This window comes from Caenimonas soli, from assembly GCF_013155545.1.
Lineage (GTDB): Bacteria > Pseudomonadota > Gammaproteobacteria > Burkholderiales > Burkholderiaceae_C > Ramlibacter > Ramlibacter soli.
In genome coordinates this window covers 308,866-334,587 of sequence record NZ_JABJVV010000001.1, presented here as the reverse complement: position 1 = coordinate 334,587, position 25,722 = coordinate 308,866, and the positions used below count along the sequence as shown (strand labels likewise).

32 protein-coding genes are annotated in these 25,722 nt (G+C 64.9%); 11 read left to right on the top strand and 21 right to left on the bottom strand.

All coding sequences use genetic code 11. The features are described from left to right. Window positions 1-9: 9 nt before the first annotated feature. Together HNE04_RS01630 and HNE04_RS01625 are read left to right on the top strand one after the other, a co-directional pair. On the top strand, window positions 10-696 hold the full coding sequence (locus tag HNE04_RS01630; protein ID WP_172216131.1) for an RraA family protein: 687 nt from the start codon (window positions 10-12) through the stop codon (window positions 694-696). Next, window positions 693-1,625, top strand: coding sequence for a hydroxyacid dehydrogenase (locus tag HNE04_RS01625; protein ID WP_172216129.1), 933 nt, complete (start codon window positions 693-695; stop codon window positions 1,623-1,625). The genes HNE04_RS01630 and HNE04_RS01625 overlap by 4 nt, the downstream gene beginning before the upstream one ends. Here the strand turns inward: HNE04_RS01625 and HNE04_RS01620 are convergent. Beyond that, on the bottom strand, window positions 1,622-3,025 hold the full coding sequence (locus HNE04_RS01620) for a cytochrome P450 (RefSeq protein WP_328700240.1): 1,404 nt from the start codon (window positions 3,023-3,025) through the stop codon (window positions 1,622-1,624). The genes HNE04_RS01625 and HNE04_RS01620 overlap by 4 nt on opposite strands. Then, window positions 3,025-3,717 (bottom strand): glutathione binding-like protein, encoded by a 693-nt coding sequence (locus tag HNE04_RS01615; RefSeq protein WP_172216127.1) that lies wholly within the window; start codon window positions 3,715-3,717, stop codon window positions 3,025-3,027. The genes HNE04_RS01620 and HNE04_RS01615 overlap by 1 nt, the downstream gene beginning before the upstream one ends. Window positions 3,718-3,778: 61 nt before the next feature. Here HNE04_RS01615 and HNE04_RS01610 point away from each other — a divergent pair, with 61 nt between their 5' ends. Then, window positions 3,779-4,492, top strand: coding sequence for a hypothetical protein (locus tag HNE04_RS01610; protein ID WP_235964708.1), 714 nt, complete (start codon window positions 3,779-3,781; stop codon window positions 4,490-4,492). Here HNE04_RS01610 and HNE04_RS01605 read toward each other — a convergent pair. The 7 genes from HNE04_RS01605 to HNE04_RS01575 all read right to left on the bottom strand — a co-directional run bounded on the left by HNE04_RS01605 (window position 4,479) and on the right by HNE04_RS01575 (window position 12,252). Then, a complete protein-coding gene (locus HNE04_RS01605; protein WP_172216125.1) occupies window positions 4,479-5,750 on the bottom strand; it encodes an acyl-CoA dehydrogenase family protein in 1,272 nt (423 codons plus the stop codon). The two genes, HNE04_RS01610 and HNE04_RS01605, sit on opposite strands and share 14 nt — an antisense overlap. 36 nt (window positions 5,751-5,786) lie before the next feature. Next, a complete protein-coding gene (locus tag HNE04_RS01600) occupies window positions 5,787-6,872 on the bottom strand; it encodes a phosphotransferase (protein WP_172216123.1) in 1,086 nt (361 codons plus the stop codon). A 10-nt stretch (window positions 6,873-6,882) separates the two neighbouring features. Beyond that, window positions 6,883-7,602 (bottom strand): Crp/Fnr family transcriptional regulator, encoded by a 720-nt coding sequence (locus tag HNE04_RS01595; RefSeq protein ID WP_172216121.1) that lies wholly within the window; start codon window positions 7,600-7,602, stop codon window positions 6,883-6,885. A gap of 96 nt (window positions 7,603-7,698) precedes the next feature. After that, a complete protein-coding gene (locus tag HNE04_RS01590; RefSeq protein ID WP_172216119.1) occupies window positions 7,699-8,478 on the bottom strand; it encodes an oxepin-CoA hydrolase, alternative type in 780 nt (259 codons plus the stop codon). After that, window positions 8,479-9,999, bottom strand: coding sequence for a 3-hydroxyacyl-CoA dehydrogenase (locus HNE04_RS01585; protein WP_172216117.1), 1,521 nt, complete (start codon window positions 9,997-9,999; stop codon window positions 8,479-8,481). It lies immediately after the preceding gene. 23 nt (window positions 10,000-10,022) lie between these two features. Next, complete coding sequence (locus HNE04_RS01580) at window positions 10,023-11,210, bottom strand: MFS transporter (protein WP_328700239.1); 1,188 nt, start codon at window positions 11,208-11,210, stop codon at window positions 10,023-10,025. Between the two features lie 34 nt (window positions 11,211-11,244). After that, entirely contained in the window at window positions 11,245-12,252 is a 1,008-nt protein-coding gene (locus tag HNE04_RS01575; protein ID WP_172216115.1) for a D-2-hydroxyacid dehydrogenase family protein, read from the bottom strand. Between the two features lie 93 nt (window positions 12,253-12,345). On the opposite strand from HNE04_RS01575, the gene HNE04_RS01570 reads away from it, so the two are divergent. Beyond that, window positions 12,346-12,861: a DUF1993 domain-containing protein gene (locus HNE04_RS01570; protein WP_172216113.1), complete on the top strand. Its 516-nt coding sequence runs from the start codon at window positions 12,346-12,348 to the stop codon at window positions 12,859-12,861. On the opposite strand, the gene HNE04_RS01565 is transcribed toward HNE04_RS01570, so the two are convergent. After that, window positions 12,858-13,145, bottom strand: a complete 288-nt coding sequence (locus HNE04_RS01565) for a hypothetical protein (protein ID WP_172216111.1) — start codon at window positions 13,143-13,145, stop codon at window positions 12,858-12,860. The genes HNE04_RS01570 and HNE04_RS01565 overlap by 4 nt on opposite strands. 15 nt (window positions 13,146-13,160) lie before the next feature. Then, a complete protein-coding gene (lexA, locus tag HNE04_RS01560) occupies window positions 13,161-13,835 on the bottom strand; it encodes a transcriptional repressor LexA (protein WP_172216109.1) in 675 nt (224 codons plus the stop codon). A gap of 65 nt (window positions 13,836-13,900) precedes the next feature. On the opposite strand from lexA, the gene HNE04_RS01555 reads away from it, so the two are divergent. Genes HNE04_RS01555 through HNE04_RS01545 form a run of 3 tightly spaced genes read left to right on the top strand, consistent with a single transcriptional unit; the run spans window position 13,901 to window position 15,781 of the window. Beyond that, window positions 13,901-14,848, top strand: coding sequence for an asparaginase (locus HNE04_RS01555; RefSeq protein WP_172216107.1), 948 nt, complete (start codon window positions 13,901-13,903; stop codon window positions 14,846-14,848). A 55-nt stretch (window positions 14,849-14,903) separates the two neighbouring features. After that, entirely contained in the window at window positions 14,904-15,284 is a 381-nt protein-coding gene (locus tag HNE04_RS01550) for a hypothetical protein (RefSeq protein WP_172216752.1), read from the top strand. Between the two features lie 23 nt (window positions 15,285-15,307). Next, window positions 15,308-15,781 carry a DUF6152 family protein gene (locus HNE04_RS01545; protein WP_172216105.1) on the top strand — a complete coding sequence of 158 codons (474 nt, stop codon included), beginning with the start codon at window positions 15,308-15,310 and terminating at the stop codon, window positions 15,779-15,781. A gap of 15 nt (window positions 15,782-15,796) precedes the next feature. Here the strand turns inward: HNE04_RS01545 and adk are convergent, their stop codons facing one another. The 6 genes from adk to HNE04_RS01515 all read right to left on the bottom strand — a co-directional run bounded on the left by adk (window position 15,797) and on the right by HNE04_RS01515 (window position 19,577). Beyond that, window positions 15,797-16,453, bottom strand: coding sequence for an adenylate kinase (gene adk / locus HNE04_RS01540; protein ID WP_172216103.1), 657 nt, complete (start codon window positions 16,451-16,453; stop codon window positions 15,797-15,799). Between the two features lie 111 nt (window positions 16,454-16,564). Beyond that, window positions 16,565-17,329, bottom strand: coding sequence for a 3-deoxy-manno-octulosonate cytidylyltransferase (gene kdsB / locus HNE04_RS01535; RefSeq protein WP_172216101.1), 765 nt, complete (start codon window positions 17,327-17,329; stop codon window positions 16,565-16,567). 5 nt (window positions 17,330-17,334) lie between these two features. Continuing rightward, the gene (locus tag HNE04_RS01530; RefSeq protein WP_172216099.1) at window positions 17,335-17,541 is read right to left on the bottom strand and encodes a Trm112 family protein; all 207 of its coding nucleotides are present in this window, start codon (window positions 17,539-17,541) and stop codon (window positions 17,335-17,337) included. Continuing rightward, on the bottom strand, window positions 17,522-18,547 hold the full coding sequence (lpxK, locus tag HNE04_RS01525; RefSeq protein WP_172216750.1) for a tetraacyldisaccharide 4'-kinase: 1,026 nt from the start codon (window positions 18,545-18,547) through the stop codon (window positions 17,522-17,524). Before lpxK ends, HNE04_RS01530 begins: the two co-directional genes overlap by 20 nt. Further along, window positions 18,520-18,948 (bottom strand): ExbD/TolR family protein, encoded by a 429-nt coding sequence (locus HNE04_RS01520; RefSeq protein ID WP_172216097.1) that lies wholly within the window; start codon window positions 18,946-18,948, stop codon window positions 18,520-18,522. Before HNE04_RS01520 ends, lpxK begins: the two co-directional genes overlap by 28 nt. Beyond that, window positions 18,945-19,577 (bottom strand): MotA/TolQ/ExbB proton channel family protein, encoded by a 633-nt coding sequence (locus HNE04_RS01515; protein WP_172216095.1) that lies wholly within the window; start codon window positions 19,575-19,577, stop codon window positions 18,945-18,947. Before HNE04_RS01515 ends, HNE04_RS01520 begins: the two co-directional genes overlap by 4 nt. Window positions 19,578-19,911: 334 nt before the next feature. Between HNE04_RS01515 and xseA the strand changes: the two genes are divergently transcribed. Together xseA and HNE04_RS27920 are read left to right on the top strand one after the other, a co-directional pair. Next, on the top strand, window positions 19,912-21,198 hold the full coding sequence (gene xseA / locus HNE04_RS01510; protein ID WP_235964707.1) for an exodeoxyribonuclease VII large subunit: 1,287 nt from the start codon (window positions 19,912-19,914) through the stop codon (window positions 21,196-21,198). Window positions 21,199-21,252: 54 nt separating this feature from the next. Then, window positions 21,253-21,834: a Fe-Mn family superoxide dismutase gene (locus tag HNE04_RS27920; protein WP_235964706.1), complete on the top strand. Its 582-nt coding sequence runs from the start codon at window positions 21,253-21,255 to the stop codon at window positions 21,832-21,834. On the opposite strand, the gene HNE04_RS01505 is transcribed toward HNE04_RS27920, so the two are convergent. The 3 genes from HNE04_RS01505 to HNE04_RS01495 all read right to left on the bottom strand — a co-directional run bounded on the left by HNE04_RS01505 (window position 21,831) and on the right by HNE04_RS01495 (window position 23,215). Beyond that, on the bottom strand, window positions 21,831-22,283 hold the full coding sequence (locus HNE04_RS01505) for a DUF192 domain-containing protein (protein ID WP_235964705.1): 453 nt from the start codon (window positions 22,281-22,283) through the stop codon (window positions 21,831-21,833). The two genes, HNE04_RS27920 and HNE04_RS01505, sit on opposite strands and share 4 nt — an antisense overlap. Before the next feature lie 68 nt (window positions 22,284-22,351). Continuing rightward, a complete protein-coding gene (locus tag HNE04_RS01500; RefSeq protein WP_172216093.1) occupies window positions 22,352-22,693 on the bottom strand; it encodes a cell envelope biogenesis protein TolA in 342 nt (113 codons plus the stop codon). 156 nt (window positions 22,694-22,849) lie between these two features. Further along, on the bottom strand, window positions 22,850-23,215 hold the full coding sequence (locus HNE04_RS01495; RefSeq protein ID WP_172216091.1) for a hypothetical protein: 366 nt from the start codon (window positions 23,213-23,215) through the stop codon (window positions 22,850-22,852). Between the two features lie 229 nt (window positions 23,216-23,444). On the opposite strand from HNE04_RS01495, the gene icd reads away from it, so the two are divergent. After that, on the top strand, window positions 23,445-24,698 hold the full coding sequence (gene icd, locus HNE04_RS01490) for an NADP-dependent isocitrate dehydrogenase (protein ID WP_172216089.1): 1,254 nt from the start codon (window positions 23,445-23,447) through the stop codon (window positions 24,696-24,698). Window positions 24,699-24,769: 71 nt separating this feature from the next. Here the strand turns inward: icd and HNE04_RS28385 are convergent, their stop codons facing one another. After that, window positions 24,770-25,078 (bottom strand): cold-shock protein, encoded by a 309-nt coding sequence (locus HNE04_RS28385; protein WP_172216087.1) that lies wholly within the window; start codon window positions 25,076-25,078, stop codon window positions 24,770-24,772. A 244-nt stretch (window positions 25,079-25,322) separates the two neighbouring features. On the opposite strand from HNE04_RS28385, the gene clpS reads away from it, so the two are divergent. Next, window positions 25,323-25,691 (top strand): ATP-dependent Clp protease adapter ClpS, encoded by a 369-nt coding sequence (gene clpS, locus HNE04_RS01480; RefSeq protein WP_172216085.1) that lies wholly within the window; start codon window positions 25,323-25,325, stop codon window positions 25,689-25,691. Window positions 25,692-25,722 lie beyond the last annotated feature (31 nt).

Sequence of the window (25,722 nt, the reverse complement as noted above, 5' to 3'; positions counted from 1 at the left end):
AGCAAACAGATGAACACCTCTTCCGACATCGTTCAAGAATTCCCGCGCGTTCCGGCAAGCCTGGTCAACAAGGCTTCGCAGTTCCAGCCCGCCATCCTGGCCGACGTCAACGGCCGCCGCGGCGCGCTGCATGGGCGTATCACGGCTCTGCGTCCGCGCATGAAGCTGGCCGGCACCGCGTTCACCGTGGACGTTCGTCCCGGCGACAACCTGATGATCCATGCCGCAATGGCATTGGCCAAGCCGGGCGATGTGCTCGTCATCGACGGCAAGGGCGACCAGACGGCGGCGCTGATGGGCACCATCATGATGACGGCCTGCAAGCAACTGGGCATCGCGGGCGTTGTCGTGGACGGCGCCGTGCGCGACAGCCTGGAGATCGACGAGATGGACTTCCCGGTGTTTTCCGTGGGAACGAATCCCAATGGGCCAACCAAGCAGGTCAGCGGCCGCATCGGGCATCCGGTCACCGTGGGCGGAGTGACCGTCTACCCGGGGGACTTCATCATTGGCGACGGGGACGGTGTCGTCGTGATCGAGCGATCGAAGATCGAATCGCTGCTGCCACTGGCCGAAAAGAAGGTGGCTGACGAAGCAAAGCGCATCGCACAGATCAAGCAGGGCAATACGAGCGCTCCGTGGCTGGAGGCCGCCTTGCGCACCGCCGGGGTGTTGAAGGAAGGGGAGTCGTTGTGAGCAAGCAAGCGATTCTGGTGACGGCCGCGGACTTGGCGCCTCAGGCACTGGCGTTGCTGCAGGACTTCGAGATCGTATATGCCGGCAAGACACCGCAGGTGCCGGACCTGGTAGCGCTGGCCAGCCGGCACGATCCAGTGGGCATCATCGTTCGCTATAGCCAGATCACCCCGGAGGTGATGGATGCGGCGCCATCCCTGCGAGTCATTTCCAAGCATGGCAGCGGCACCGACACGATCGACAAGCCGGCAGCCAAGGCCCGTGGCATCGAGGTGACGGCCGCCGCCGGCGCCAATGCCCCTGCAGTGGCGGAGCAGGCGATGACGCTGCTATTGGCATGTGCCAAGTCGGTGGTCAAGCTGAACGAGCGGATGCACGCGGGATACTGGGACAAGGCGACGCACAAGAGCGTCGAGTTGTGCGGGCGCACGGTGGGCGTCGTCGGCCTCGGAGCGATCGGTCGCCGTTTCGCGCGCGTAGCGCACGCCATGGACATGCGGGTCATCGGGTTTGATCCATTCGCGAAGGACCTCCCGGAGTACGTGGAGCAGGTGGATCTGGCGACAATCTGGCGCGAGTCGGACGCGATATCGCTGCACTGCCCGCTGACATCCGAGAACCGGGCCTTGGTCAACGCAACTACCTTGGCGGCCTGCAAGAAGGGTGTGATTATTGTCAACACCGCTCGCGGCGGATTGATCGACGAGGCAGCCCTGCTGCAGGCGCTCCAGTCTGGGCAGGTGGCATCGGCCGGCCTCGACAGCTTTGCAGTGGAACCCATGACGGCCCCGCACCCTTTTCATCACCAACCCAATCTCGTGCTCAGCCCTCACATCGGGGGCGTCACGAACGATGCCTATGTGAATATGGGTATTGCGGCCGCCAAGAACGTGCTGGCTGTCCTCGGCGCGCACTCTTTGGTGCGTTAGAAAATCTGGGACCTCAGCAATTTCAACCGTACCGGCATGGTGCTGGGCATCATGGTGAAGGCCAGCACCTCCTTGATGGCATCCCGGTCCACGGCCAGCTCCATCGAAAAGTTGCGGGCAAGCATGGACAGCACCAGCCGCAGTTCAACCCCCGCCAGATGCCGCCCTGGGCACATCCGCGGTCCGGCGCCGAATTGCGCGTAGGCGCGCGTATCGTGCGGCTGGACTGCTTCATGGCCGGTCGCCCAGCGCTGCGGCAAGAACAGTTCGGGGCGACCAAAGTGCGCCTCATCGACCATGGCGGGACGCAATACAAAAAACAGCGGCGTTCCCGCCGGCAATGCCACGTCGCCCAGCACCACGTCCTCCAGCGGCTCCAAAAATATCAGCGGAACGATCGGCTTCAGGCGCGTGGCTTCGTGTGCGCATGCCTCGAACAAGTCGAGCCGGCGCAAGTCCTCGAACGACGGGCACACGTTTGCCGCGCCCAGAACCTCGGCCGCCGCGTCATGCAGGCGGGCCTGCAATTGCGGGTCGGCGCAGAGGAACGGCATCGTCCAGGCCAGCGTGTGCGCCGTGGTGTCTTCGCCGGCGAGCAACAGCGTCATGACGTTGGCCGAAATGACGGCGTCCGTGATGCCGGAGTTCGGCTCATCGCTGGCCACCAGCATCGCTTCGAGCACGTTGCGCGGGCTTTGTGCCGGTTCGTCGCGCCGCCGCCGGCGCGCCCGTTCGATCAGGCCGTCGATGTGCAGCTTCACCGCGGCCAGCGAGCGCTCGAACCTATGGTCCCTGGGGAGCTTGACGTAGCGCCACAGGGGGAAGGGCGCGTTGATCCGCACCATCAGCATGGGAAAAATCAGGGCCAGGTGATCCTGGATCGCATTGCCCGACTGATCGATGGTGTTGGGATCCTCGCCGAAAGCCAGGGCGGTCGTGACATCAACCGTGTAGCGCACCAGGTCGTGCGTCATGTCGACGACTTCGCCGCCAGCCGCGGCGCGCCGCCAGCTCTTGTAAAGGCGTTCGGTGATCGCTTGCAGCGTCGGGAAGAATGCGCGGAAATGGGTCGATGCAAGGGCCTGCATAATGAGCCGGCGTTGCGGCCGCCATGCCTCGCCTTCCACCGAAAAAACCCCATTGGCCCCCATTTCCTTGATCACCGACTCGATGGGCGAATAGCGCCGATAGCGCTCCGGGCGCTCACGCAAGGCGGTCTGCAGCAGTTCGGGATCGGAACAGACGAACGCTTTCCTGGGCCCCAGGGCAATGGTGTAGGTCGAACCAAGCTCCTTGCACCAACCCTCCAGGATCAGATGCAGTCGCTCAGACTCGAGCTGCAGGACATTGCCGATGAGTGGCAGGCCCTTGGGCGACGGCAAGTCGGCTAGGCGGCGCACTAGTGACGCTCGTATTGCGTCTTGCCAAACAGGATTTCGCGCTCCTTGTCGCCGGTGATGGGTCGTCGCAGGTCCGCCAGCACCTTCACCCCGCGCTGCACGGCCGGGCGATCGGCGATCTTGTCGAACCATGCCTTCAGGTGCGGATAGTCCGCCAGCACGATGCCCTGGTTTTCCCAGCTGCGCAGCCAGGGGAAGGTGGCGATGTCGGCGATCGAATAATCGGCGCCGCCGAGCCAGGCGTTTTGCGACAGCCGCTTGTCGATCACGCCATAAAGGCGCTTGGCTTCGTTGCTGTAGCGGTTGATCGCGTACTCGAGCTTTTCCGGCGCGTACATGCGGAAGTGATGGGTCTGCCCCAGCATCGGCCCTACGCTCCCCATCTGGAACATCAGCCACTCCAGCACTGCGTACTTGGCGCGGTCGGATGCAGGCATGAATTTGCCGGTCTTGGCGGCGAGATAGACCAGGATGGCGCCGGATTCGAAGAGCGAAATCGGTTTTCCGTCCGGCCCTTGCGGGTCGGTGATCGCCGGAATCTTGTTGTTCGGGCTGATCTTCAGGAATTCCGGCTTGAACTGGTCGCCGGCACCGATATTGACCGGTATGGCGCGGTACGGCAGGCCGCACTCCTCCAGCATGATGTGGACCTTGTGGCCGTTGGGGGTGGGCCAGGAGAAAACGTCGATCATGAAAAGCACCTCTAGCTCGTGTTTGACCTAATAATGCGACTTTATGTGAAATGCCCGCCGCATGTTCGATCGCATCAAAAAGGCTTTTTCCAAGCAGGCGAAGGAACCGCTGGAGCCGGAAGGCCCGAACTCCCAGCTGTCCCAAGGCGGGCCTGTTTCCGAATGGGCCGCGACGCAGGGCTTCGCTTTTTCAGTTGACGGCTCGGGCCATGGCATGGCGCTGGAAGGCAAGGTCGGGGGAAAGCCCTGGCGGCTGCAGCTGGGCCGGCCCACCCGCGACTACATCCTCGGGGCGGAAGTGCGGGCCCGCGCGGAACTGGGCATCCAGGACGATGTAGCCGTGTTGGTGATGAACCGGCCGCTCAAGGAGTCGCTGGAGAAGAAGGCCTACCAGATCTATACCGACCAGCTGCAGACCTCGGTCGATTCGAGCATGCCGGAAGAGATGCGCTGGCTGGCCATGTTCAAGGAGGTCGGCTGGGACAAGCTGCCACTCGATTTCTGGAATCGCTTCAGCGTGCTGACCGACCGGCGCGAAGACGCAGTCGCATGGATAGATCCGGCGCTGGCGGGGCTGATGACGGAGTGGCCGGTATCGGCAACCTCGCCCGAGGTGCCGTTCATGGTCTTGCTGCTGCGCGGCAAGGCTTACCTGCGCATGGAGTACACGCCGGCCGATCTGACCACGCTGCAACACGCGGCGCTGATCTTCACCAGCGCCTGCGAGGCTGCGCTCGACGGCGCGTTTACCCGGGAAATTCCTAGCCCCGAGTAATGGCGGGCTGCGAGTCGCGGCCGTAGCTGCCGTACTTGCCCAGCTCCCACTTGGCGATGGCGCTGCGGTGCACTTCGTCCGGGCCGTCGGCAAAGCGCAGGGTGCGCGCGCCGGCATAGGCCGCGGCCAGCGGGAAGTCGCCGCTGACGCCGCCGCCGCCGTGCACCTGCATGGCCCAGTCGATCACCTGGCAGGCCATGTTGGGCGCCACCACCTTGATCATCGCGATCTCGTTCTTGGCGACCTTGTTGCCGGCCACGTCCATCAGCCAGGCGGCCTTGAGCGTGAGCAGGCGGGCCATGTCGATCTGGCAGCGGGCCTCGGCGATGCGTTCCTGGGTCACGCTTTGCTGCGCCACGGTCTTGCCGAAGGCCACGCGCGACAAGGCGCGCTTGCACATCAGCTCGAGCGAGCGCTCGGCCAGGCCGATCAGGCGCATGCAATGGTGGATGCGTCCCGGGCCAAGGCGACCCTGGGCGATTTCGAAGCCGCGGCCTTCGCCCAGCAGGATGTTGTCCACGGGCACGCGGACATTCTCGAAATACATCTCGACGTGGCCGTGCGGAGCGTCGTCGTAGCCGAACACCGACAGCGGCCGCACGATGCGGATGCCCTTGGCATCCGCCGGGACGATGACCATGCTCTGCTGCGAATGGCGGGGCGCTTCCGGATCGGTCTTGCCCATGGTGATGAAGACGGAGCAGCGCGGATCGGCGGCGCCGGAAATCCACCACTTGTGGCCGTTGATCACGTACTCGTTGCCCTGGCGCTCGATGCGGGTGCAGATGTTGGTGGCGTCCGAAGAGGCGACCTCGGGCTCGGTCATGGCGAAGGCCGAACGGATCTGGCCTTCCAGCAGCGGCTTGAGCCAGCGCGCCTTGATGTCCGCGGAGCCGTAGCGGGCGATGGTTTCCATGTTGCCCGTGTCGGGCGCCGAGCAGTTGAACACCTCGCTGGACCACATCACGCGGCCCATGATCTCGGCCAAGGGTGCGTATTCCTGGTTGGTCAGGCCGGCACCTTCGTAGCCCGACGCGGATGCGCTATCCACCGGCAGGAAGAGGTTCCACAGGCCGGCGGCGCGGGCCTTCGGCTTGAGCTTTTCGATGGTCTGCAGCGCGGTCCAGCGTTTGCCGGCCTTGGTGTTGGCTTCGAGCTCGGCCTCGTAGTCCTTTTCGGCGGGATAGATGTAGTCGTCCATGAACTTCAGCAGCTTGGCCTGAAGTTCCTTGGTCTTGGGTGAGTACTCGAAGTCCATTTGTTTTCCTTGGGGTAATGCTGGTGGAAAGGGCGGTCAGGCCCGCTGCGCAAATTGCCACGCCAGCTCGGCCATGGGCCTGGCGCTGGCGCCGGAAGTTGCGGCCTGCGCGCTCGATGCGGTACCGGCTTCGACCCGCTTGGCGATGCCTTGCAGGATCGCGGCGATTCGGAACAGGTTGTAGGCCATGTAGAAGTTCCAGTCGGTCTTCAGCTCCTGCGGCGTGGTGAAGCCGGTGCGTTCGCAGTAGCGGCGGATGTATTCCTCTTCGGAGGGAATGCCCAGGGCGGCGTGGTCCAGCCCGCCGATGCCGCGGAACGATCCGTGCGGGATGTGCCAGGCCATGCAGTGGTAGCTGAAATCGGCCAGCGGATGGCCCAGCGTGGACAGCTCCCAGTCGAGCACGGCGATCACGCGGGGCTCGGTGGCATGGAACATCAGGTTGTCGAGGCGAAAGTCGCCGTGGACGATGGACACCCGGTTCTCATCGCGCGCACCCGCCGGGATATTGGCCGGCAGCCATGCGATCAGCTTGTCCATCTCGGGGATGGGCTGGGTGATGGAAGCGACGTACTGCTTGCTCCAGCGGCCGATCTGGCGGTCGAAGTAGTTGCCGGGCTTGCCGTAGTTGGCCAGGCCGCGCTCGGCGAACTTCACGGTGTGCAGCGCCGAAATGACGCGATTCATTTCGTCGTAGATCTCGCCGCGCTGCGCCGGGGTCATTTCGGGCAGCGCCTGGTCCCAGAGGACGCGGCCTTGCATGAACTCCATCACGTAGAAGGCGCGGCCGATCACGGACTCGTCCTCGCACAGGCAGTACATGCGCGGTACCGGCACATCGGTGCCACCCAGGCCGCGCATCACCGCGAATTCGCGCTCGACGGCGTGGGCCGAGGGCAGCAGCTTGGCGACCGGGCCGGGCTTGGCGCGCATCACGTAGCTCTTGCCGGGCGTGACCAGCTTGTAGGTGGGATTGGACTGGCCACCCTTGAACATTTCGACCGTCAACGGGCCGGCGAAGCCTTCCAGGTTTTTCTCCAGCCAGTCCGTGAGTACGGCGGTGTCGAAAGCGTGCTTGTCTGAAACAGGGCGCGTGCCGATGAAATGGTCGAAATCTGTCATGCAATAGCTTTTAGTTGTCGGCTTCGATGATGCGCATCAGCGCCTCGCGATTGCGCACCACCAGCCCGCCCGGCTCGATGCGGATCACGTCCTCGCGCTCCATGGCCTTGAGTTCCTGGTTCACCCGCTGGCGCGAAGCGCCCAGCAATTGCGCCAGTTCTTCCTGCGCCAGGTGCAGGCCGATGCGCACTTCGCTCGCGTTCGACAGTGAGGTCACGCCGTAGCTGCGCACCAGGTGCGTCAGCTGCTTGGCCAGACGCGCCCGCAGCGGCAGCGTATTCAAGTCCTCGACCAGGCCGAACAGCTGGCGGATGCGCCGCGCGTGCAGCCGCAGCATGGCTTCGTACAACTCCGTATGCTCGCTGAGGATCTTGCGCAGGTCGCCGCGCGACACGCACAGGATGGTGGAGTCCCCGTGCGCATACGCATCGTGCGTGCGCCGGTCGCCGTCGAAGATCGCCACGTCGCCGAACCAGATTCCCGGCTCCACATAGGTCAGCGTTACCTGCTTGCCGGAGATCGAAGTCGAGCTCACCCGTACCGCGCCCTTGGCACAGGCGATCCACTCCTCGGGTACGTCGCCGCGCGCCGCAATGAGTTCGCCGTCCTTGTAGCGTTTGACGTAGGCGCATCGGAGGATGTCGTGACGCAGTGATGGTGATAGGGATGAAAACCAGCGACCGGAATTGATCGCCTCGCGTTCTTCAATGGTAAGAATGGGGTCGTCCATGGTCTGTCTTTTGAGTGACTGGTTACGCGTACATTGTCGCGTGCGGGACCGGGCGAAACAACGGGGGTTGTCCCCTGAAAGTTCGCACGGGAAAGCCTACTCGTAGGCAGGCGGCTGTTTGGCCAGGAACGCGGCGATACCGATTCCGGCGTTGGCGTGGTGGAGGTTCTTGACGAAGTGATCGCGCTCACTGGCCAGGTGCGTGGGGAGCGTGGCGCCGGCCGCCTCGTTCATGAGCTCCTTGATGCTGGCCAGCGCATTGGGCGCGCGCGAGTTGAGCTTTTCGGCCAGCTCCAGCGCGTCAGCCAATGTAGCGCCCGGTAATGCCACCCGATTGACCACGCCAAGCTCATGCAGGCGAGCAGCGCCGATGCGCTCGCCGCCCATCAGCAGCTCACTGACCAGCTGGCGCGGCAGTGCCTGCGACAGGCTCCAGCTGGCTCCGCCATCCGGCGACAGGGCTACATTGCTGTAGGCCATGACAAAGACCGCGTCGTCCGCAGCGACGATCAAGTCGCAGGCCAGTGCGAGCGAGAATCCTGCGCCGGCGGCGGCGCCTTCGACGGCCGCGATCACCGGCTTGGGAAAGGTTCGGATCGCTTCGATCCAGCTGTGCAGGCCCTCGATGCTTTGCGCCTGGACCTCGGGCGGCTCATTGCGGTTGGCTTGCAGGCGCTGCAGGTTGCCGCCGGCCGAGAACGTCGCTCCCTCGCCAGTGATCACGACAGTGCGCACGTCCGCGCTGCTCTCCGCCACGCTCAGGGCTTCCACACCCGCCGCATACATCTGCGGCGCCAGTGCATTCCGGTTCTCGGGATTGCTGAGAGTCAGGACCATGGTGCGGCCCTGGGTCGTGCTCTTGAGTTCCGCTGTCATCTACCTCTCCTCTTGCAGCAGCGACAGGCCGATCGCGCCGCGCCGGCGCAGCCACGGGCTGGGGCGGTAGCGCGGATCGCCATAGACGGTCTGCATGTTGAACAGAACTTCGAGCACATTGGTGGGGCCCCAGCGGTCGCCCATCGCCAGCGGGCCGAGCGGATAGCCCAGGCCCAGGGTCACGGCCGTTTCGAGATCCTTGGGGCTGCAGATGCGCTGCTGGCAGATGTCGGCGGCGATGTTGACGATGGTCGCCACTACGCGCTGCGTCACGAAGCCGGCGGAATCGCGGATCACGCTCACCGCCTTGCCGTCGCGCGCGAACAAGGCATGCGCCGCGTCGCTCATGTCGGCGCGCGTGGCGGGATTGGTCGCAAGCACGCGGCGCTTGGTGGCGGCATCGTCGATCAGCATGTCGATGCCCACCGTGCGGGCCGGGTCGAGCCGCTCCACCACTGCAACCGTGGTTACGTCGAAGCCCAGCGGCGCGACCAATGTCAGGGCCTGCGGGGAGGGCGACTGCCCGGTTTCTATCTTCGCACCCAGGTCCTTGAGCAGCTGGTACAGCTCGGTGCGGCGGGCGGCGCGAGTGGATACCCAAACGGGCGGCATCTCGGCGACCGCGGGAGTCGCCGGCTCGGCCGGCAGCTGCGCCTTGCCGTCCACGTAGCGATAAAAGCCTTCGCCGACCTTCTTGCCGACCATGCCGCCCGCCAGCCGCTGGGCCGTGATGACGCTGGGCCGGAAGCGCGGCTCGTCGTAATACTGCCGGTAGACCGATTCCATCACCGGGTGCGACACGTCCAGCGCCGTCAGGTCCATCAACTCGAAGGGGCCGAGCTTGAAACCGACCTGGTCCTTCAGGATGCGGTCGATGGTCGCGAAGTCGGCCACGCCTTCGCCCACCACGCGCAACGCTTCGGTGCCATAGCCACGTCCCGCGTGGTTGACGATGAAGCCGGGGGTGTCCTGCGCCTGCACCGGCGTATGCCCCATCTGCCTGGCGTAATCGGCCAAGCCCAGGCAGACGGCGGGATCGGTCTTCAGGCCGGCGACCACCTCCACGACTTTCATCAGCGGCACCGGGTTGAAGAAGTGGTAGCCGGCGAACTGCTGCGGCCGCTTCAGTCCGGCGGCAATCGCCGTCACCGACAGCGACGAGGTATTGGTGGCCAGCACCGCGCCGGGCTTGACGATGGATTCGAGCTCGCCGAAAAGCGCCTTCTTCACGTCCAGCCGCTCGACGACGGCCTCGACCACCAGGTCGCAGTCGGCCAGGGCCTGCAGGCTGTCGGCAGCTTGCAGGCGCTGCTTGCAGGCCTGCACCGCGGCCGCGTCCATGCGGCCCTTTTCCAGCAGCCGGTCCCACTGGTTGGAGAGTTCATCGCGAGCCTTGGCAACTGCCTGCGGCTGGGTGTCGTAGAGCTTGACGGTGCTGCCGGCCTGGGCGGCGATCTGGGCGATACCGCGGCCCATGGCGCCCGCGCCGACTACGCCCACGGTGGAGTAGGTAGGGGTCATCGGGCGATTATCCCGTAGCGCGATCAGCGGCGATGGGTGCCTTGGTAGTGGGTGGCCCAGGCGCTCATGGCCATGGCCAGCAGCAGGCCGGCAAAGCCGGCCCAATGCAGCGTGTCCATGCCATCGTGGGAAATCAGCCAGCCACCGCTGGCAGCGCCTATTGCCTGGCCTGCGTACATCGCGGAGCTGTTCAGCGCGATAGACGCCGATGCCAGTGCCGGGGCGATTGCCACCAGCCGCGCCTGCTGCGCCGAGTTGGATGAAAAACAGCCCAGGGCCCAGGGAATGGACACCAGCGCCGCCATCACCAGGCCGGTGCCGAGCGGCCAGATCAGCAGGCTCAGCGCCATCGCTGCGATGCCCACCATCACCGAGCGCGAAGCGCCGATGCGATCGATGTTGCGCGACATCACCATGTTGCCGATGAAGCCGAACACGCCGAACCACATGAGCAGCAGGCTGAGCTGAACGGCGGTGATGCCGAGCTTCAGCTTGTAGTAGGGGGCGAAATACGAGAACAGCACGAACTGCCCGGCCGAGAACAACACCGTGACCAGCACGCACAGCATCAGCGCCTTGGAACGCAGGGTTTCGCGCCAGTCCGCAGCGGACAAGGCCGGCGGCCTGACCCCGTTGGGCATGGCGCGCCACACCCAAACGGCCGCGATGAAGCTGAGCAAACTGACCGCGGCAAACGCGCTGCGCCAGCCGAACGTGCCCCCGATGAAGGCGCCGATCGGCATGCCCAGCACTGAAGCGACCGACCATCCGAGAAACACGAAGGTAATGGCCCGCCCGCGCTGCTCGGGTGGCACCAGCAGGCCCACGCAGGCCGCGGCCTGCGGCGTGAATATGGCGGGGGCGATCATGGCGATGACGCGCAATGGCAGCAATGCCGCAAAGCTCGGCGCGGCGATGCAGGCCAGATGCAGGGCCGCATACCAGACCATGGACAGGGCGAGCAGCCGCCTGCGGTCCCACCCGGCCACCACCGCAGCCAGCAACGGGGCGCCCAGGCACATGAGCAGGGCCGATGCGGAGATCAGCTGGCCGGCCGTGGCCACCGACACGTCGAGGTTACTGCTGATCTCGTTGAGGGTGCCGGGCACGACCATCACGCCGGTGCCGATGACGAAGTTGCCGAACAGCAGCGGCCAAAGGACCGCGGGCAGGGCGGCCTGGGCCGCGGCGCCGGCCGGCGTTGTGTTCACTGACGGCAAGATGGCTTCGCTATGGAGGCAGACCCTAGCGCCTGACTTGCAGCGCGCCGGGGTTCACGATGTTGGTGGGTGTTCCCTTGATGAAGTTGACCACATTATCGAAAGCCGCGCCGAAGTACATCTCGTAGCTGTCCAACTCCACATAGCCGATGTGGGGTGTGCAGATGCAGTTCTCCAACCGCAGCAGGGCGTGGCCTTGCAAGATGGGCTCGCTCTCGAATACGTCCACGGCCGCCATGCCCGGCTTGCCGCGGTTGAGGGCGGCGATCAGCGCGTCAGGGGCAATCAGCTCGGCCCGCGAAGTGTTGACCAGCAAGGACGTCGGTTTCATGCGGCCCAGGTCTTCCAGCGTCACGATGCCCGCGGTCTCGTCGGACAGGCGCAGGTGCAGGCTTAGCACGTCGCTCTGGGCGAACAGTTCCTCGCGCGAGGTGGCGGCCTGCATGCCGTCGCTGACGGCCTGCTCACGGGCCGACTGGCTGCCCCAGACCACGACCTGCATGCCGAATGCCTTTCCGTAGCCGGCCACCAGTTGGCCGACCTTGCCGTAGCCCCAGATGCCCAGAGTTCTTCCGCGCAACACAACGCCCAGCCCGAAGTTCGCTGGCATGGAGCCCGATTTCAGGCCCGATTGCTGCCAGCCGCCGTGCTTGAGGGTGCTGATGTACTGCGGCAGGCGGCGCATGGCCGCCATGATCAAGGCCCAGGTCAGCTCGGCCGGCGCGACCGGCGAACCCACGCCTTCTGCCACGGCAATACCGCGCTCGGTACAGGCCTGCACGTCGACGTGGGATCCCACGCGCCCGGTCTGGGCGATCATGCGCAGGCGCGGCAGTTTCTCCAGCAACAGCCGCGTCATGTGGGTGCGCTCACGGATGAGGACGATGACGTCGGCGTCGCGCAGCCGGACCGAAAGCTGGCCTATGCCTTTGACGGTGTTCGTATAGACCTTGGCGGGATAGGCTTCGAGCTTGGAGGCGCAGCGAAGCTTGCGTACCGCGTCCTGGTAATCGTCGAGGATCACAATATTCATCCCCGAATTGTGCCTTGGCCCGCGGATGGCCCGCTGCAGACTTCCCCCGGCGCAGTTAGCATGGCGCCTTTCGTTCTGTTACCAGGAGTTCAAATGACGATTTCGATGTCTTCCGCCAGCTTGCCGGTTTTCAAGGCCATGCTGGGCAACCTGAGCCACATTCTCGACAAGGGCCAGGCCCACGCGGAAGCCAAAAAGTTCGATCCCACGGCGTTGCTGCAATTCCGGCTGGCCCCGGACATGCTGCCGTTCATGCGCCAGATCATCATTGCGTGCGACGCCGCGAAGAACGGCATGGCCCGCATTTCGGGTGTGGAAGCGCCCAAATTCGAGGACAACGAAGCGACGTTTCCGGAGCTGAAGGCCCGGATCCAGAAGACCCTGGACTACCTGAATAGCGTGCCGGACGAAAAAGTGGATGGCACCGAAGACAAGGACATCACCTTTCCGATCGGCCCGGAAAAAACCCGGACGATGAAGGCGGAGGCCTACCTGAAGCACTGGGCCATGCCCAACTTCTACTTTCACGTGACTATGGCCTACGCCATCCTGCGCAACAACGGCGTGGAGTTGGGCAAGGCCGATTACCTGGCCGGCGCGAAGGCCTAACCTGCGGCTGCTTCGAGCGCGGCCAAGCGGTCGAGCTCGGCGCACACGTCGGCCATGCGGCCGGAGATCACCATGCGCCCGGCGCCGGAAGGTGCCGGGCAGGCTTCGAGCACCCGAACGACTCGCAAGGGCCGGCGGGCACAGGTGCGGGCCGCTGGGGCGTGAACGAGTGCGGGACGCGACTGCAAAAGATTGTGCGGACCGCGCGGTGCACCGGCAAACCAGGCGACCAGCGATTGCAGCGGAGCCAGCAGCCCGCTGAAGGTAAACAAAGTGATTCCCATGCGATGCTCCTTGAACTACATGAGCATGGTGTTGCGGATCAGGCCGACGGCCAGTCCCTCGATCTCGAACGGCTCGCCCGGCTCGACGATGATGGTGGCGTAGTCGGGGTTTTCGGCATGCAGCTCGATCAGGTGCTTGTTGCGACGAAAGCGCTTGACGGTCACGTCGTCGCCGAGGCGGGCGACGATGATCTGGCCGTTCTTGGCGTCCTTGGTGGCCTGCACGGCCAGCAGGTCGCCATCCATGATGCCGGCGTCGCGCATGGACATGCCGCGCACCTTGAGCAGGTAGTCGGGCCGGCGCTGGAACAGGCTGCTCTCGACGTAGTAGGTCTGGTCCACGTGCTCCTGCGCGAGAATCGGGGAGCCGGCGGCAACACGCCCGATGAGGGGCAGGGCCAGTTGCGCCAGGCCTTGCAAGGGCAAGGAGAACTGCTTGCTTCGCGATTCGTTGATGGACCGCAAGGCGTCGCTCTTGAGGCGGATGCCGCGGGAAGTGCCGCTGACCAGTTCGATCACGCCCTTGCGGGCGAGGGCCTGCAGGTGCTCCTCGGCCGCGTTGGCGGACTTGAAGCCGAGCTCAGCCGCGATTTCGGCGCGGGTGGGCGGGGCCCCGGTACGGGCAATAGCGCTCTGGATCAGGTCCAGAATCTGTTGCTGGCGGGCTGTGAGCTTGGGTGTATCGAGCATGTTGGTGGCTCCACTGTCTTAATATCCAGTATCTGTATTTTTAAACAGTTTTTGAAAGTGCGCAAGTGACCGGCAAAAAAATCGTGATTCTGGGCACGGGCGGGACGATAGCGGGCACCGCATCGGCGGCGCAGGACAACATCGGGTACACGGCGGCCCAGGTCGGCATCAACGAGCTGCTCGGCTCCATCGCCGCCCTGGAAAAGCTTCCGCTGGTGGCCGAACAGGTCGCGCAGATCGACAGCAAGGACATGGGCCTGGACACCTGGGGTCGCCTGGCGCTGCGATGCCGGCATTGGCTGGCGCAGGCGGATGTCGCCGGCATCGTGATCACCCACGGCACCGACACGCTGGAGGAAACCGCGTTTTTCCTGCAGTCCGTACTGGCACCTGCCAAGCCGGTGGTGCTGACCTGCGCGATGCGCCCGGCGACGGCCGTGACCCCTGACGGGCCGCAGAATGTGCTCGATGCCGTGGCGGTGGCCTCGGCAGCCGGTGCGCGCGGCGTGGTTGTTGTCTGCGCCGGGACCATCCATGCGGCCGCCGACGTGGCCAAGCAGCACACCTATCGCCTGAATGCCTTCAGTTCGGGCGACGCCGGCCCTGTCGGCTACGTCGAGGAAGGCCAGCCGCGCCTGTCGAGGAATTGGCCGGAGGCCGGACCGGGCCTGCCGGTGCGCACGCTGCAAGCCATGACGACGGCAACTCAGTGGCCGCGCGTGGAAATCGTCATGAGCCACGCAGGCGCGAACGGCCGCGTCGTCGAAGCGTTGCTGGCGCAGGGCGTCGATGGCCTGGTGGTCGCGGCGACCGGCAATGGCACGCTGCACCACGAACTCGAGGCGGCGCTCGTCAAGGCGCAAGGAGCGGGCGTGAAGGTATTGCGCGCGACGCGTTGCGCCCAGGGTCGTGTGATCGCGCGCCCCGATGACACCTTGGCCAGCGCCGGCGCCCTGTCGCCGGTCAAGGCGCGTATTGCGTTGATGCTCGAGCTGTTCGCCGCGGCGGCTTGACGTGGACGCGTTGCCGGTTTTCGCGGCCCTGAAGGCCAGCCCCTGGGCCTATCCAATGCTCGAGGTGGTTCACATCACGGGAATAGCGCTGCTGCTCGGCAATCTGGTGCTGCTGGAGCTGAGGGTGTTCGGCCGCGGCGCTCTGCTTCCCGTGCGCGAACTCGCGCGCCTGAGTCTTACCCTGGCTGCAAGCGGTTTTTGCCTGGCCGCGGCTTCAGGGCTGCTGATGTTTTCGACGCAACCCTATGAGCTGCTGAGCAACCGCGCCTTCACCCTGAAGATGCTGCTGCTATTGATTGCGGGCTGTAATGCGGCGTTGTTCCACGCCCGCCGTTCGCTGGACAAGCTCGACGGCACGGCCCGCGTGTTGATGCTGACTTCTACCTTGATCTGGCTGGGCGTGCTCACGTGCGGCCGCTGGATCGCCTATCGATGACGACGTGATTCGCAAGGAGCCCCATGAAACGCCGTGACCTCGTCCTCGCCGCTATCGCTCTGCCCGCGCTGGTACCTTTGGCCCGGGCGCATCACGGCTGGAGCAGCTTCGACCAGGATCGACCGCTCTATCTCGAAGGCAAGGTGGTCAAGGCGCGGTGGCAGAACCCGCATGCTGAACTCGACCTCGAGGTGGTGCCCGGCCTGAAGCTGCCGGCCGACCTGGCGAGGCGGCAGCTGCCTGCGCAAAGCGCCAACGTGGATGGCAAGCCATTGCTGGCCAAGGCCACGGTGCCCACGCGCAAGGAAACGCTGTGGGAGATCGAGCTGGCGCCGCTGACGCGGATGGAGGCCTGGAAGGTCGCCGAGATCAAGCCCGGCACCATGATTTCCGTGGTGGGCTTCGGCCTCAAGGACGAAAAGGGCGAGGCCGTGCTGCGGGCCGAATACCTGTTCGTGGACGGCAAGGTCTATGCCTTGCGGTCCAGCCCGGCCTGAGTCCGCCGACTTTGCTTAGCTCGACAGCGCGGCGAATGCCCGGGCGGTGATTTCTTCGACCGTGCCGGTGCCGCTGATGGCGCGGTACTTGGGCGCGTTGACCGGATCGGCCTTGGCCCAGCTGGAGTAGTAGTCCACGAGGGGCCGGGTCTGCGCCGCGTACACCTCCAGCCGCTTCTTCACGGTCTCTTCCTTGTCGTCTTCGCGCTGGATCAGCGGCTCACCCGTCACATCGTCGATGCCGGCCACCTTGGGCGGGTTGAACTTGACGTGGTAGGTGCGGCCCGATGCCGTGTGCGAGCGGCGGCCGCTCATGCGCTCGATGATGGCTTCGAATGGCACGTCGATCTCCAGCACGTAATCGAGCTTGACGCCCGCGGCCTTCATCGCGTCGGCCTGCGGGATGGTGCGCGGGAAGCCGTCGAAGAGGAAACCCTTGGCGCAGTCGGGCTGGGCCAGGCGCTCCTTGACCAGGCCGATGATGATGTCGTCGCCCACCAAGGCGCCCGAGTCCATGACTTTCTTGGCCTCCAGGCCCAGGGGCGTGCCGGCCTTGACCGCGGCGCGCAGCATGTCGCCGGTGGAGATTTGCGGGATGCCGTACTTCTGGCAGATGAAGGTCGCTTGCGTGCCTTTGCCTGCGCCGGGAGCGCCCAACAAAATCAGTCTCATGGATGTCCTCGGGAAGGTTAGAAATCGGCGGGCGCTGCAGGCTGGTTTCGGCGCGTCCAGCCGTCGCGCATCATTGATGCAAAGGATAGCATGCGAGCCCTTTTGCCTGCCTTACGCGGCGCCCTGGCGCCATAGCGCACGCACGCGCTCCAGGTCCTCGGGCGTGTCGACGCCGATGCCCGGCGTCGTCGCGGTGACATGGACGGCAATACGGTGGCCGTGCCAGAGTGCGCGCAGCTGCTCCAGCGCCTCCGCTACCTCGATCGGCGCTTGAGCCAGCCGCGGGAACTCGCGCAGGAAGCCCGCGCGGTAGCCGTAGATGCCGACATGGCGCAACGGCCGCGGCTCGGGCAAGGCCTGGATGCCGGCGGCAAACCCGTCGCGCCACCATGCGATGGGCGCGCGGCTGAAGTAAAGCGCCAACCCCTTTGCGTCCAGCACCACCTTCACGATGTTGGTGTTGGTGAACTCGTCAACGCTCTCGATGGCGTGGGCGGCGGTGCTCATGCTGGCTTCGGGCCGTGCCTCCAGCAGGGCTGCGACCGAGTCGATCAGCGCGGGCTCGATCTGCGGCTCGTCTCCCTGCACATTGACCACGGCGTCCTGTCCCGACAGGCCCAGCAGTTCGCACGCCTCGGCCAGCCGGTCGCTGCCGGAAACGTGATCGGCGCGCGTCAATACCGCCTCGACGCCGTTGTCGCGGCATGCTTCGACAATCGACGCATGATCGGCGGCGACCACGACCCGGCTCGCGGATGAGGCGCTCGCCCGCTCGGCCACCCGCACCACCATGGGCTTGCCGGCGATGTCGGCCAGTGGCTTGTCGGGCAGGCGGGTCGAGGCCAGCCGCGCCGGAATGAGAACGCAAAAATCCATGCCGGCTACACCAGCGGCGTGCGCGTGGGCAGGCGCTCCAGCTCTTCGTCGCTCAAGGTGCGGGCTTCCTCCTCCAGGAGGATCGGGATGCCGTCGCGGATCGGGTAGGCCAGCCGGGCGCTGCGCGACAGCAGTTCCTGGTGTTGGCGGTCGTAATCCAGGTGCCCCTTGGTGACGGGGCAGACCAGCAGCTCAAGCAGTTTGGGATCCATGGGCGGATGATAGCTTCGCGTCGATCAGGCGATCCAGCGCATTCCAGAATTGCGGGCCAATGTCCAGCTCGAGCGGCACGGCCCAGGCTTGCGGCTGGAGCCGCCATAGCTTGACCGCATCCTTTTGGGTGCAGACCAGGTCCATGCCTGCCGGCTTGACCGGATGCGCGCGGAAATCGTGATGGTCGGGCAGCGACACGGTTTGTTCGAGCTGCAAGCCGGCCTCACGCAGCATGGCAAAGAAAGCCTCCGGCTTCGCAATGCCGGCGACGGCCTTCAACGGCCGTCCCTGCAGCGCCGCCAATGGCGTTCTGGCCCCATCGCCACGGCGGGCCTGGGATGCCAGCCGGCGCTTGACGTCGAAGCCGGGAATGCCGCTCGCATCGCCTGCACGCAAGACAAGATCGGCGGCGCGCGGCCAGGGCTCGCGCAGCGGGCCGGCGGGCAGCAGCCAGCCATTGCCGATGCCGCGCTCGTCGAACACGCAGATTTCGATGTCGCGCTGCAGGCCGTAGTGCTGCAACCCGTCATCACAGACGATGACCTGTGTGGCCGGATAGGCCTTGAGCAAAGCCCGCGCCGCCTCGATGCGGTCAGGTGCCACAAATACCGGAACGCCGCAGGCCCGGGCGATCAGCAGGGGCTCGTCTCCCACCTCGTGCGCTTCACTGACGGGCCGCACCTCGCGACAGTCCTGTGTGGTGCGCCCGTAGCCGCGGGAAATCACGCCTGGCGCGAGCCCGCGCGATCGCAGATGTTCGACCAACGCCATCACCACCGGCGTCTTGCCCGAGCCACCGACGACCACGCTGCCGACCACGATGACCGGGACAGCCACGCGCCGGCGCCTGAGAAGGCCGATGCGATAGGCGCCGCGGCGCAGGGCCGCCAGGGCGCCGAACACCAGCGACAGCGGCCACAAAAGGCAGGCGAGGGCGCCGCGCTGCAACCATGCGCGTTGCAGCCGTTCGGCCATCGTCAGCGACTCCCGGCCTGGGCCGAGGATTGGGTCGCGAACGTGATCTGGTTCAAGCCCGAACGGCGCGCCGCCTCCATCACCGTGATGACGGACTGGTGCGGAGCGGTGGCGTCGGCCGTGATGATGACCACGCTGTCCTTGCCGGCCTTTGCGCCTTCGGCCAAGGCCTGCGCGACGGCCTCGACGCTGCGCCCGGTCACCGGCACGCCCTTGACCGAGAACCGGCCGTCGCTGCTCACGGCAACGATGACTTCCTTGGGGTAGTCGCGCTGCGCGTCGGCATCCGCGACCGGCAGCTTCAGCTGCAGCTCGGTGAACTTGCTGTAGGTGGTGGACAGCATCAGGAAGATCAGCACCACCAGCAGCACGTCGATGAACGGGATCAGGTTGATCTCCGGCTCTTCCTTCTGGCGCGGGCGGAAATTCATCGGCCGCGCAGCGAATTGAGGTGGCGGGCGAAGCGTTCGGCGGAGAGCTCCAGCGTCAGCAGGTACTCATCGACGCGGCCCCGGAAGTAGCGCCAGAAAATCAGCGAGGGGATCGCCACGATCAGGCCGAATGCCGTGTTGTACAGGGCCACGGAAATGCCGTGCGCCAGCTGGGCCGGGTTGCCCCCCGTGGCGCCGCCGGACGGCGCCTGCGAGCCGAAGATCTCGATCATGCCGATCACCGTGCCCAGCAGGCCGAGCAAGGGCGCAGCCGACGCGATGGTGGCCAGGGCGCTCAGGTAACGCTCCAGCCGATGGGCGACAGCCCGGCCGGTGTGTTCCATGGTTGCGCGCAGGTCGATCTCGGTGCAGCGCGGGTCGGAGTTCAGCGCGCGGAAACCGCTGGCCAACACCTCCCCGAGTGCCGAGTTGCTTGCCAGCTGCGCCACGACGTCCGGCGCGGGCACCGAGGAACGCGAAACGGCCAGTGCCTCGTCGAGCAGTTTCGGAGGCGCGACCTTGGCGGTCTTGAGGCTGATGAAGCGCTCGATGACGAGGGCGAGCGCGAGGATGGAGCAGGCTACCAGCGGCCAAATCGGCCAGCCTGCGGCTTGTATGATCGAAAGCAAGGGAAGGTTCTCCGCGCGAGTGCGAGTTCTGAAGTAGCGGCCGATTATCGTGCACTCCACACGGCCTGTAGGAAAACACCGGCGCAGAGTAGGACACGACTCACAGAAGTTGTGGATAACTTTGTGCAGAAATAGCCCCCCACCCCGCGCCAAGCCGCGCCAATGCTTCGACATGACAAATCGATGACAAATTGAGCAGGAAAAACTTCAATGAATTCAATGACTTGCTCGGAAGAATCAGCGTTCTGCGGGGAAACCCCCTGCAAAGTTGTAAAGCGAGGCGGCCTGTGGACTAAACACAACCTCGCCGAGGCGCAAAGCCGCGAATCTATTGATGGCTGAGCTGCCCCAGCCAGTATTGGCGCCGCGAATCTGGCAAGTTGGCGCGCTATGCCGCGCCATTGCTGATTCTCTGGAAGCCAGGTTCAATCCTGTCGCGGTTCGCGGCGAGGTTTCCGGCTTCTCGCGCGCTTCCAGCGGGCATTGCTACTTCTCGCTCAAGGATGCCCAAGGGCAGATCCGCTGCGCCATGTTCCGCCGGGCGGCCGGGCTGCTGGATTTCACGCCGCGCGATGGCGAAATGGTCGAAGTGATGGGGCGGCTGGGCGTCTATGAGCCGCGCGGCGATCTTCAGCTGATCGTCGAAAGCCTGACACGTGCCGGCCAGGGGGCCTTGTTCGAACAGTTTCTCCGGCTCAAGGCGCGGCTCGAAGAGCAGGGCCTGTTCGAGCCCGCCCGCAAGCGCGCCATCCCCTTGTTGCCCAAGGGCATCGGGCTCGTCACGTCACCCGGCGCGGCCGCATTGCACGACGTGGTGACCGCGCTTGCGCGCCGGGCCCCTCACGTTCCCGTGTTCCTGGCGCCGGCGCCGGTGCAAGGAGCGCAGGCTGCCGGCGAACTGGTTCGGGCGCTGCTTGCGCTGTACCGCCTGGCCGAAGCCGGCACGCTGGACGTGATCCTGCTGGTGCGCGGCGGTGGCTCCATCGAGGACCTGTGGGCGCTCAACGACGAGCAGCTCGCTCGCACCATCGTCCAAAGCCCCGTGCCCCTCATCAGCGGCGTGGGCCACGAGACCGATTTCACGATCGCCGATTTCTGCGCCGACCTGCGTGCTCCCACGCCCACGGCGGCGGCCGAGCTCGCTGCGCAGTCCAGGGCGACTTGGCTAGCCGGTTTGGAGTCAGCACAAGGTCGGCTGCAAGGCGCGTTCGCACGCCGGCTGGACCTCGCCGGCCAGCGACTGGACCAGGCGGCGTCGCGACTGGGCCGCCCGCTGGCGCGCATGGCCGCGCAGCAGCTGCGGCTCGGCCGCATGGCGCACCGCCTGCGCTATGCGGTGCTGGGTCGCCTGGAGCAGGACGCAACCCGCTTCAAGGGCCTCCAAACGCAGCTGAGGCAGGCCGTGCAGACGCGGCTGCAGCGAAACACCCAGTTGCTTGAGCGTGCGCAGCTGAGAATGGAACTGCTGGACCCGCGGCTGGTTTTGCAGCGCGGCTATGCCTTGCTGGCCGACGAAGCAGGGCGCCCTGTCACCAGCGTGCATGAAACTCATCCGGGGCAGGCGCTCGTCGCAACCCTTGCCGATGGCGAGGTTGCTCTCACTGTATCGCCACCGCGGTGATTTAGTTCTTAGAATCAGCGGCTGACAACACACCAAGAAACCTGAGAGGAAACCATGGAACACACGCTACCCCCGCTCCCGTACCCGATCGATTCGCTGGCGCCGCACTATTCGAAGGAGACGCTGGAATATCACCATGGCAAGCACCACGCTGCCTATGTGACCAACCTCAACAACCTGCAGAAGGGCACCGAGTTCGAGAACATGTCCCTCGAGGAAATCATCAAGAAATCCTCCGGAGGCATCTACAACAACTCGGCCCAGATCTGGAACCACACCTTCTTCTGGAACTGCATGAAGCCCGCCGGCGGCGGCGAGCCTGGCGGTGCGCTGGCAGCAGCCATCAAGCAGAAGTGGGGCAGCTACGCGGCCTTCCGCGAAGCCTTCGTCAAATCGGCCGTGGGCAACTTCGGTTCGGGCTGGACGTGGCTGGTCAAGAAGCCGGACGGCGGCGTCGACATCGTGAACACCGGCGCCGCAGGCACGCCGCTGACCACGGCCGACAAGGCCCTGATGACAGTGGACGTGTGGGAACACGCCTATTACATCGACTACCGCAACCAGCGTCCCAAGTTTGTCGAGACCTACCTCGACAAGCTGGTGAACTGGGGCTTCGCCGAGAAGAACTTCGCCTAACGCCTGAACGGTTCACCGTTCAGTTTTGAACCGGGCTTGACGCCTTTCTTGGCGAACCAGCCCTGGTTCATCTCCAGCACATAGCGCACCGGCTTGTCCGAGCAATGGGAGTCGAGCGCGAGCGGCTTCATCTCGGACAGGTTGACTACCGTGCCGTCGTCGGCAATGAAGGCGATGGCCAGCGGCAGCAGGGTGTCCTTCATCCAGAAGCATTGCACCGTCGGCCGCTCGAAGACGAACAGCATCCCTTCGTGCTGGGGCATTTCTCTGCGATGCATCAGTCCCGTGGCGCGCTGCTCTGAGGTTTGCGCGACCTGCGCGTCGATCTGATGCATGCCGGCGGACAAGGTCACACGCGGCAGATTGGTCTGCGGATCCTGGGCGCAGGCGGGCTGGGCGGCCGCCGCGAGCAGCAGCGCGGTGAGGGCGGATAGGGCTGTTTTCATCATGGGTGGCATTGTGGCGCGCAATTGAAAATGCCCGCGCAAGGCGGGCATTCAAAACAGGAACGGGTCGATTACTTCTTGGCGGCAGAGGCAGCGGGCTTGGCGGCGGCAACGGCCGCCTTCTTTTCGGCAGCAGCAGCCTTCTTGGCGGCCTTCTTGTCGGCAGCGGCCTTCTTGGCAGCAGCCTTCTTCTCAGCAGCGGCCTTCTTCTTCTCAGCGGCAGCCGCGGCCTTGTCTTCCTTCGTGGCCATGGCGCCAGCAGCGGCCGGCGACGGCGTGGCGGGCGTTGCCGCTGCGCCGGAAGCTGCCGGCTTGGCCGGAGTCGCCGCCATCGGGGCGCCGGCGTGCGACGCTGCGAAAGCCGTAGACATGGCGAACAGCGAAGCCACCAGGGTCGCGAGGAGCTTGTTCATGGGGAGTCCTTTCAGGATTAAAGCCAGTTATTAGAAAAGTCCTCCCAACAGTCGGAAGGCCCATCCGTAACGGGTCCCGATGCCCGACGGTTGACAGGGCCCTGCGCCAACAAAAATGCCCGCCAAGGCGGGCATTTATTTCAACGAGCCGGAAGATTACTTCTTGGCGCTGGCGGCTGCGGCGGGGGCCTTGGCGTCAGCCTTGACTTCGGCCTTGGCGTCAGCCTTGGCGGTGGCGGTGTCCTTCTTGGCTTCGGCGGCGGCGACAGCCTTGTCCTTCTTGACTTCGGCGGCCTTCTTTTCGCCCTTGGCGGTGGCCTTGGCGTCCTTCTTCTCGGCCTTGGCGGTGGCCTTGGCTTCCTTCTTCTCGGCCTTGGCTTCGGCCTTCACGTCGGCCTTCACGGCGGCGGAAGCGGCGGGCTTGGCAGCCGAAGCGCCGGCCATGGGGGCGCCGGCGTGCGAAGCGGCGAACGTAGCGGTGGCGAAGAGAGCGGCAACCAGGGTAGCGAGGAGCTTGTTCATGGGAATCCTGTGAGGAGTTGAATCGATTTTTGAAAATTGCTGCCCAGATTCCGGGCTGCCCTCCGGCAACGCGGCAGCATGGCCGTCGGTTGACAAACGGCTGACTTCGAGCGGCGCGGGCCGGTTGGCGCCTGAAAGGCGGCTGACAGATTCAAGGCTAGAATCGCTTGGTTTTGCCTCGCTGCGAACACCCGAATTCGACGTTCATATTCCGAAAGACGCTCCCCCCATGTACCAGCACATCAAAGTGCCTTCCCAAGGCCAGAAGATCACCGTCAATGCCGACATGTCCCTGAAGGTGCCGGATCAGCCGATCATTCCGTTCATCGAGGGCGACGGCACCGGGGCGGACATCACCCCCGTCATGATCAAGGTGGTCGACGCGGCTGTGGCCAAGGCCTACGGCGGCAAGAAGAAGATCCAATGGATGGAGGTCTATGCCGGCGAAAAATCGACGAAAGTCTACGGCCCCGATGTCTGGCTGCCGGAAGAGACCCTGCATGCCGTGCGCGACTATGTCGTGTCCATCAAGGGCCCCCTCACGACCCCGGTCGGCGGCGGCATCCGCTCGCTGAATGTCGCGCTGCGCCAGGAGCTCGACCTCTACGTCTGCCTGCGCCCCATCCAGTATTTCGACGGCGTTCCTTCGCCGGTCAAAGAGCCCCATAAGACCAACATGGTCATCTTCCGCGAGAACTCGGAAGACATCTACGCCGGCATCGAGTTCGAAGCCGAGAGCGAAAAGGCCAAGAAGCTCATCAAGATCCTGCAGGACGAGTTCGGCGTCAAGAAGATCCGCTTCCCCAACACCTCCGGCATCGGCATCAAGCCTGTCTCCCGCGAAGGCACCGAGCGCCTGGTGCGCAAGGCCATCCAATACGCCATCGACAACGACAAGCCCAGCGTGACCATCGTGCACAAGGGCAACATCATGAAGTTCACCGAGGGCGGCTTCCGCGACTGGGCCTACGCCCTGGCGCAAAAGGAATTCGGCGCCCAGCTGGTCGACGGCGGCCCGTGGTGCAAGTTCAAGAACCCGCGCACCGGCAAGGACATCGTGGTCAAGGACTCGATCGCCGACGCCTTCCTGCAGCAGATCCTGCTGCGCCCGGCCGAGTACAGCGTGATCGCCACGCTCAACCTCAATGGCGACTACGTGTCCGACGCCCTGGCGGCCCAGGTCGGCGGCATCGGCATCGCTCCCGGCGCCAACCTGAGCGACTCGGTCGCCATGTTCGAGGCGACCCACGGCACCGCGCCCAAGTACGCGGGCAAGGACTACGTGAATCCCGGCTCCGAAATCCTGTCGGCCGAGATGATGCTGCGCCACATGGGCTGGACCGAAGCGGCCGACCTCATCATCAGCTCGATGGAGAAATCCATCCTGTCCAAGAAGGTCACGTATGACTTCGCCCGCCTGATGGACGGCGCTACCCAGGTCAGCTGCTCGGGTTTCGGCCAGGTGATGATCGAGAACATGTGAGCGCAAGGCGCTTACTGAAAAGCCGCCCACGGGCGGCTTTTCTATTGGGGAGCGAAAACCTATCGGGTCGGCTAGTCGCTATGGCCGGCAGCGTGGAACTGGGGCGCGCGCACCTTCGAGTGGCGCGGCTGCCTTTCGGCGGGCTGGGTCTGGATGGGCTCGGGCCGGCCGAGCGATGGTTCGGCCTGGATGTTTTGCGCCAGTTGGCCCTTGGGGCCTTCCGTGACTTCGTAGGTGACGCGCGAGCCCTGCTTGAGGGTCTTGAAGCCCTCCATGGCAATGGCGGAGAAATGCGCGAACACGTCCGCGCCTCCGCCGTCGGGCTCGATGAACCCGAAGCCCTTTGCGTCATTGAACCATTTCACTGTTCCGGTGGCCATTTCTTCTGCCTCTTGCTCTTGTTATCCCTCTTGACCGCCCCGAGTGTCCCGGATTCAGGGTGGCGCTGTCAACATTTTCACATACTAAAGTTATCGAGGCCTCGGCGGGCCCAAATCCGTTGCCGGACCGCCCGCGAACTGCGCAAAATGAACAGCGAGAGAACTCTTCGCTATGCCCGCTTGAATGTGGCGGTTCTGCCACCAATTCAACCTCAGGCTGCAGCGCGAATGTCCGCTCGATAGAATGATTTTCATGGCAAGTAAAACACCCACCCCCGCCCCGGTCGCGCCGAAGACGCGGCCGAAGGACGACGACGGCGGGTCGGTGGTGCTCGAGCGGCGCACCCAGAAAACCAAGCCGCCCCAGATGTACCAGGTCATCATGCTGAATGACGACTACACCCCGATGGAGTTCGTGGTGGTGGTCATTCAGGAGTTTTTCAACAAGGACCGGGAAACGGCCACACAGATCATGCTGAAGATCCACTTGGACGGAAAGGCGATCTGCGGCGTTTATTCAAGGGATGTGGCTGCGACCAAGGTCGAGCAGGTACAGGAGGCCGCTCGTCAAGCAGGACATCCCCTGCAATGCGTCAGTGAACCGGTTGAGTAATCCAGGGTCGAACCCATTTACAGTGTCAGTG

Bases quoted from the DNA above. Each gene is read 5' to 3' on its own strand.
- HNE04_RS01630 (WP_172216131.1), top strand. From the start codon at position 10: ATGAACACCTCTTCCGACATCGTTCAAGAATTCCCGCGCGTTCCGGCA.
- HNE04_RS01615 (WP_172216127.1), bottom strand. From the start codon at position 3,717: ATGATCGACGTTTTCTCCTGGCCCACCCCCAACGGCCACAAGGTCCAC.
- HNE04_RS01610 (WP_235964708.1), top strand. From the start codon at position 3,779: ATGTTCGATCGCATCAAAAAGGCTTTTTCCAAGCAGGCGAAGGAACCG.
- HNE04_RS01605 (WP_172216125.1), bottom strand. From the start codon at position 5,750: ATGGACTTCGAGTACTCACCCAAGACCAAGGAACTTCAGGCCAAGCTG.
- HNE04_RS01600 (WP_172216123.1), bottom strand. From the start codon at position 6,872: ATGACAGATTTCGACCATTTCATCGGCACGCGCCCTGTTTCAGACAAG.
- HNE04_RS01595 (WP_172216121.1), bottom strand. From the start codon at position 7,602: ATGGACGACCCCATTCTTACCATTGAAGAACGCGAGGCGATCAATTCC.
- HNE04_RS01590 (WP_172216119.1), bottom strand. From the start codon at position 8,478: ATGACAGCGGAACTCAAGAGCACGACCCAGGGCCGCACCATGGTCCTG.
- HNE04_RS01585 (WP_172216117.1), bottom strand. From the start codon at position 9,999: ATGACCCCTACCTACTCCACCGTGGGCGTAGTCGGCGCGGGCGCCATG.
- HNE04_RS01575 (WP_172216115.1), bottom strand. From the start codon at position 12,252: ATGAATATTGTGATCCTCGACGATTACCAGGACGCGGTACGCAAGCTT.
- HNE04_RS01570 (WP_172216113.1), top strand. From the start codon at position 12,346: ATGACGATTTCGATGTCTTCCGCCAGCTTGCCGGTTTTCAAGGCCATG.
- HNE04_RS01565 (WP_172216111.1), bottom strand. From the start codon at position 13,145: ATGGGAATCACTTTGTTTACCTTCAGCGGGCTGCTGGCTCCGCTGCAA.
- lexA (WP_172216109.1), bottom strand. From the start codon at position 13,835: ATGCTCGATACACCCAAGCTCACAGCCCGCCAGCAACAGATTCTGGAC.
- HNE04_RS01550 (WP_172216752.1), top strand. From the start codon at position 14,904: ATGCTCGAGGTGGTTCACATCACGGGAATAGCGCTGCTGCTCGGCAAT.
- HNE04_RS01545 (WP_172216105.1), top strand. From the start codon at position 15,308: ATGAAACGCCGTGACCTCGTCCTCGCCGCTATCGCTCTGCCCGCGCTG.
- adk (WP_172216103.1), bottom strand. From the start codon at position 16,453: ATGAGACTGATTTTGTTGGGCGCTCCCGGCGCAGGCAAAGGCACGCAA.
- kdsB (WP_172216101.1), bottom strand. From the start codon at position 17,329: ATGGATTTTTGCGTTCTCATTCCGGCGCGGCTGGCCTCGACCCGCCTG.
- HNE04_RS01530 (WP_172216099.1), bottom strand. From the start codon at position 17,541: ATGGATCCCAAACTGCTTGAGCTGCTGGTCTGCCCCGTCACCAAGGGG.
- HNE04_RS01520 (WP_172216097.1), bottom strand. From the start codon at position 18,948: ATGAATTTCCGCCCGCGCCAGAAGGAAGAGCCGGAGATCAACCTGATC.
- xseA (WP_235964707.1), top strand. From the start codon at position 19,912: ATGGCTGAGCTGCCCCAGCCAGTATTGGCGCCGCGAATCTGGCAAGTT.
- HNE04_RS27920 (WP_235964706.1), top strand. From the start codon at position 21,253: ATGGAACACACGCTACCCCCGCTCCCGTACCCGATCGATTCGCTGGCG.
- HNE04_RS01505 (WP_235964705.1), bottom strand. From the start codon at position 22,283: ATGATGAAAACAGCCCTATCCGCCCTCACCGCGCTGCTGCTCGCGGCG.
- HNE04_RS01500 (WP_172216093.1), bottom strand. From the start codon at position 22,693: ATGAACAAGCTCCTCGCGACCCTGGTGGCTTCGCTGTTCGCCATGTCT.
- HNE04_RS01495 (WP_172216091.1), bottom strand. From the start codon at position 23,215: ATGAACAAGCTCCTCGCTACCCTGGTTGCCGCTCTCTTCGCCACCGCT.
- icd (WP_172216089.1), top strand. From the start codon at position 23,445: ATGTACCAGCACATCAAAGTGCCTTCCCAAGGCCAGAAGATCACCGTC.
- HNE04_RS28385 (WP_172216087.1), bottom strand. From the start codon at position 25,078: ATGGCCACCGGAACAGTGAAATGGTTCAATGACGCAAAGGGCTTCGGG.
- clpS (WP_172216085.1), top strand. From the start codon at position 25,323: ATGATTTTCATGGCAAGTAAAACACCCACCCCCGCCCCGGTCGCGCCG.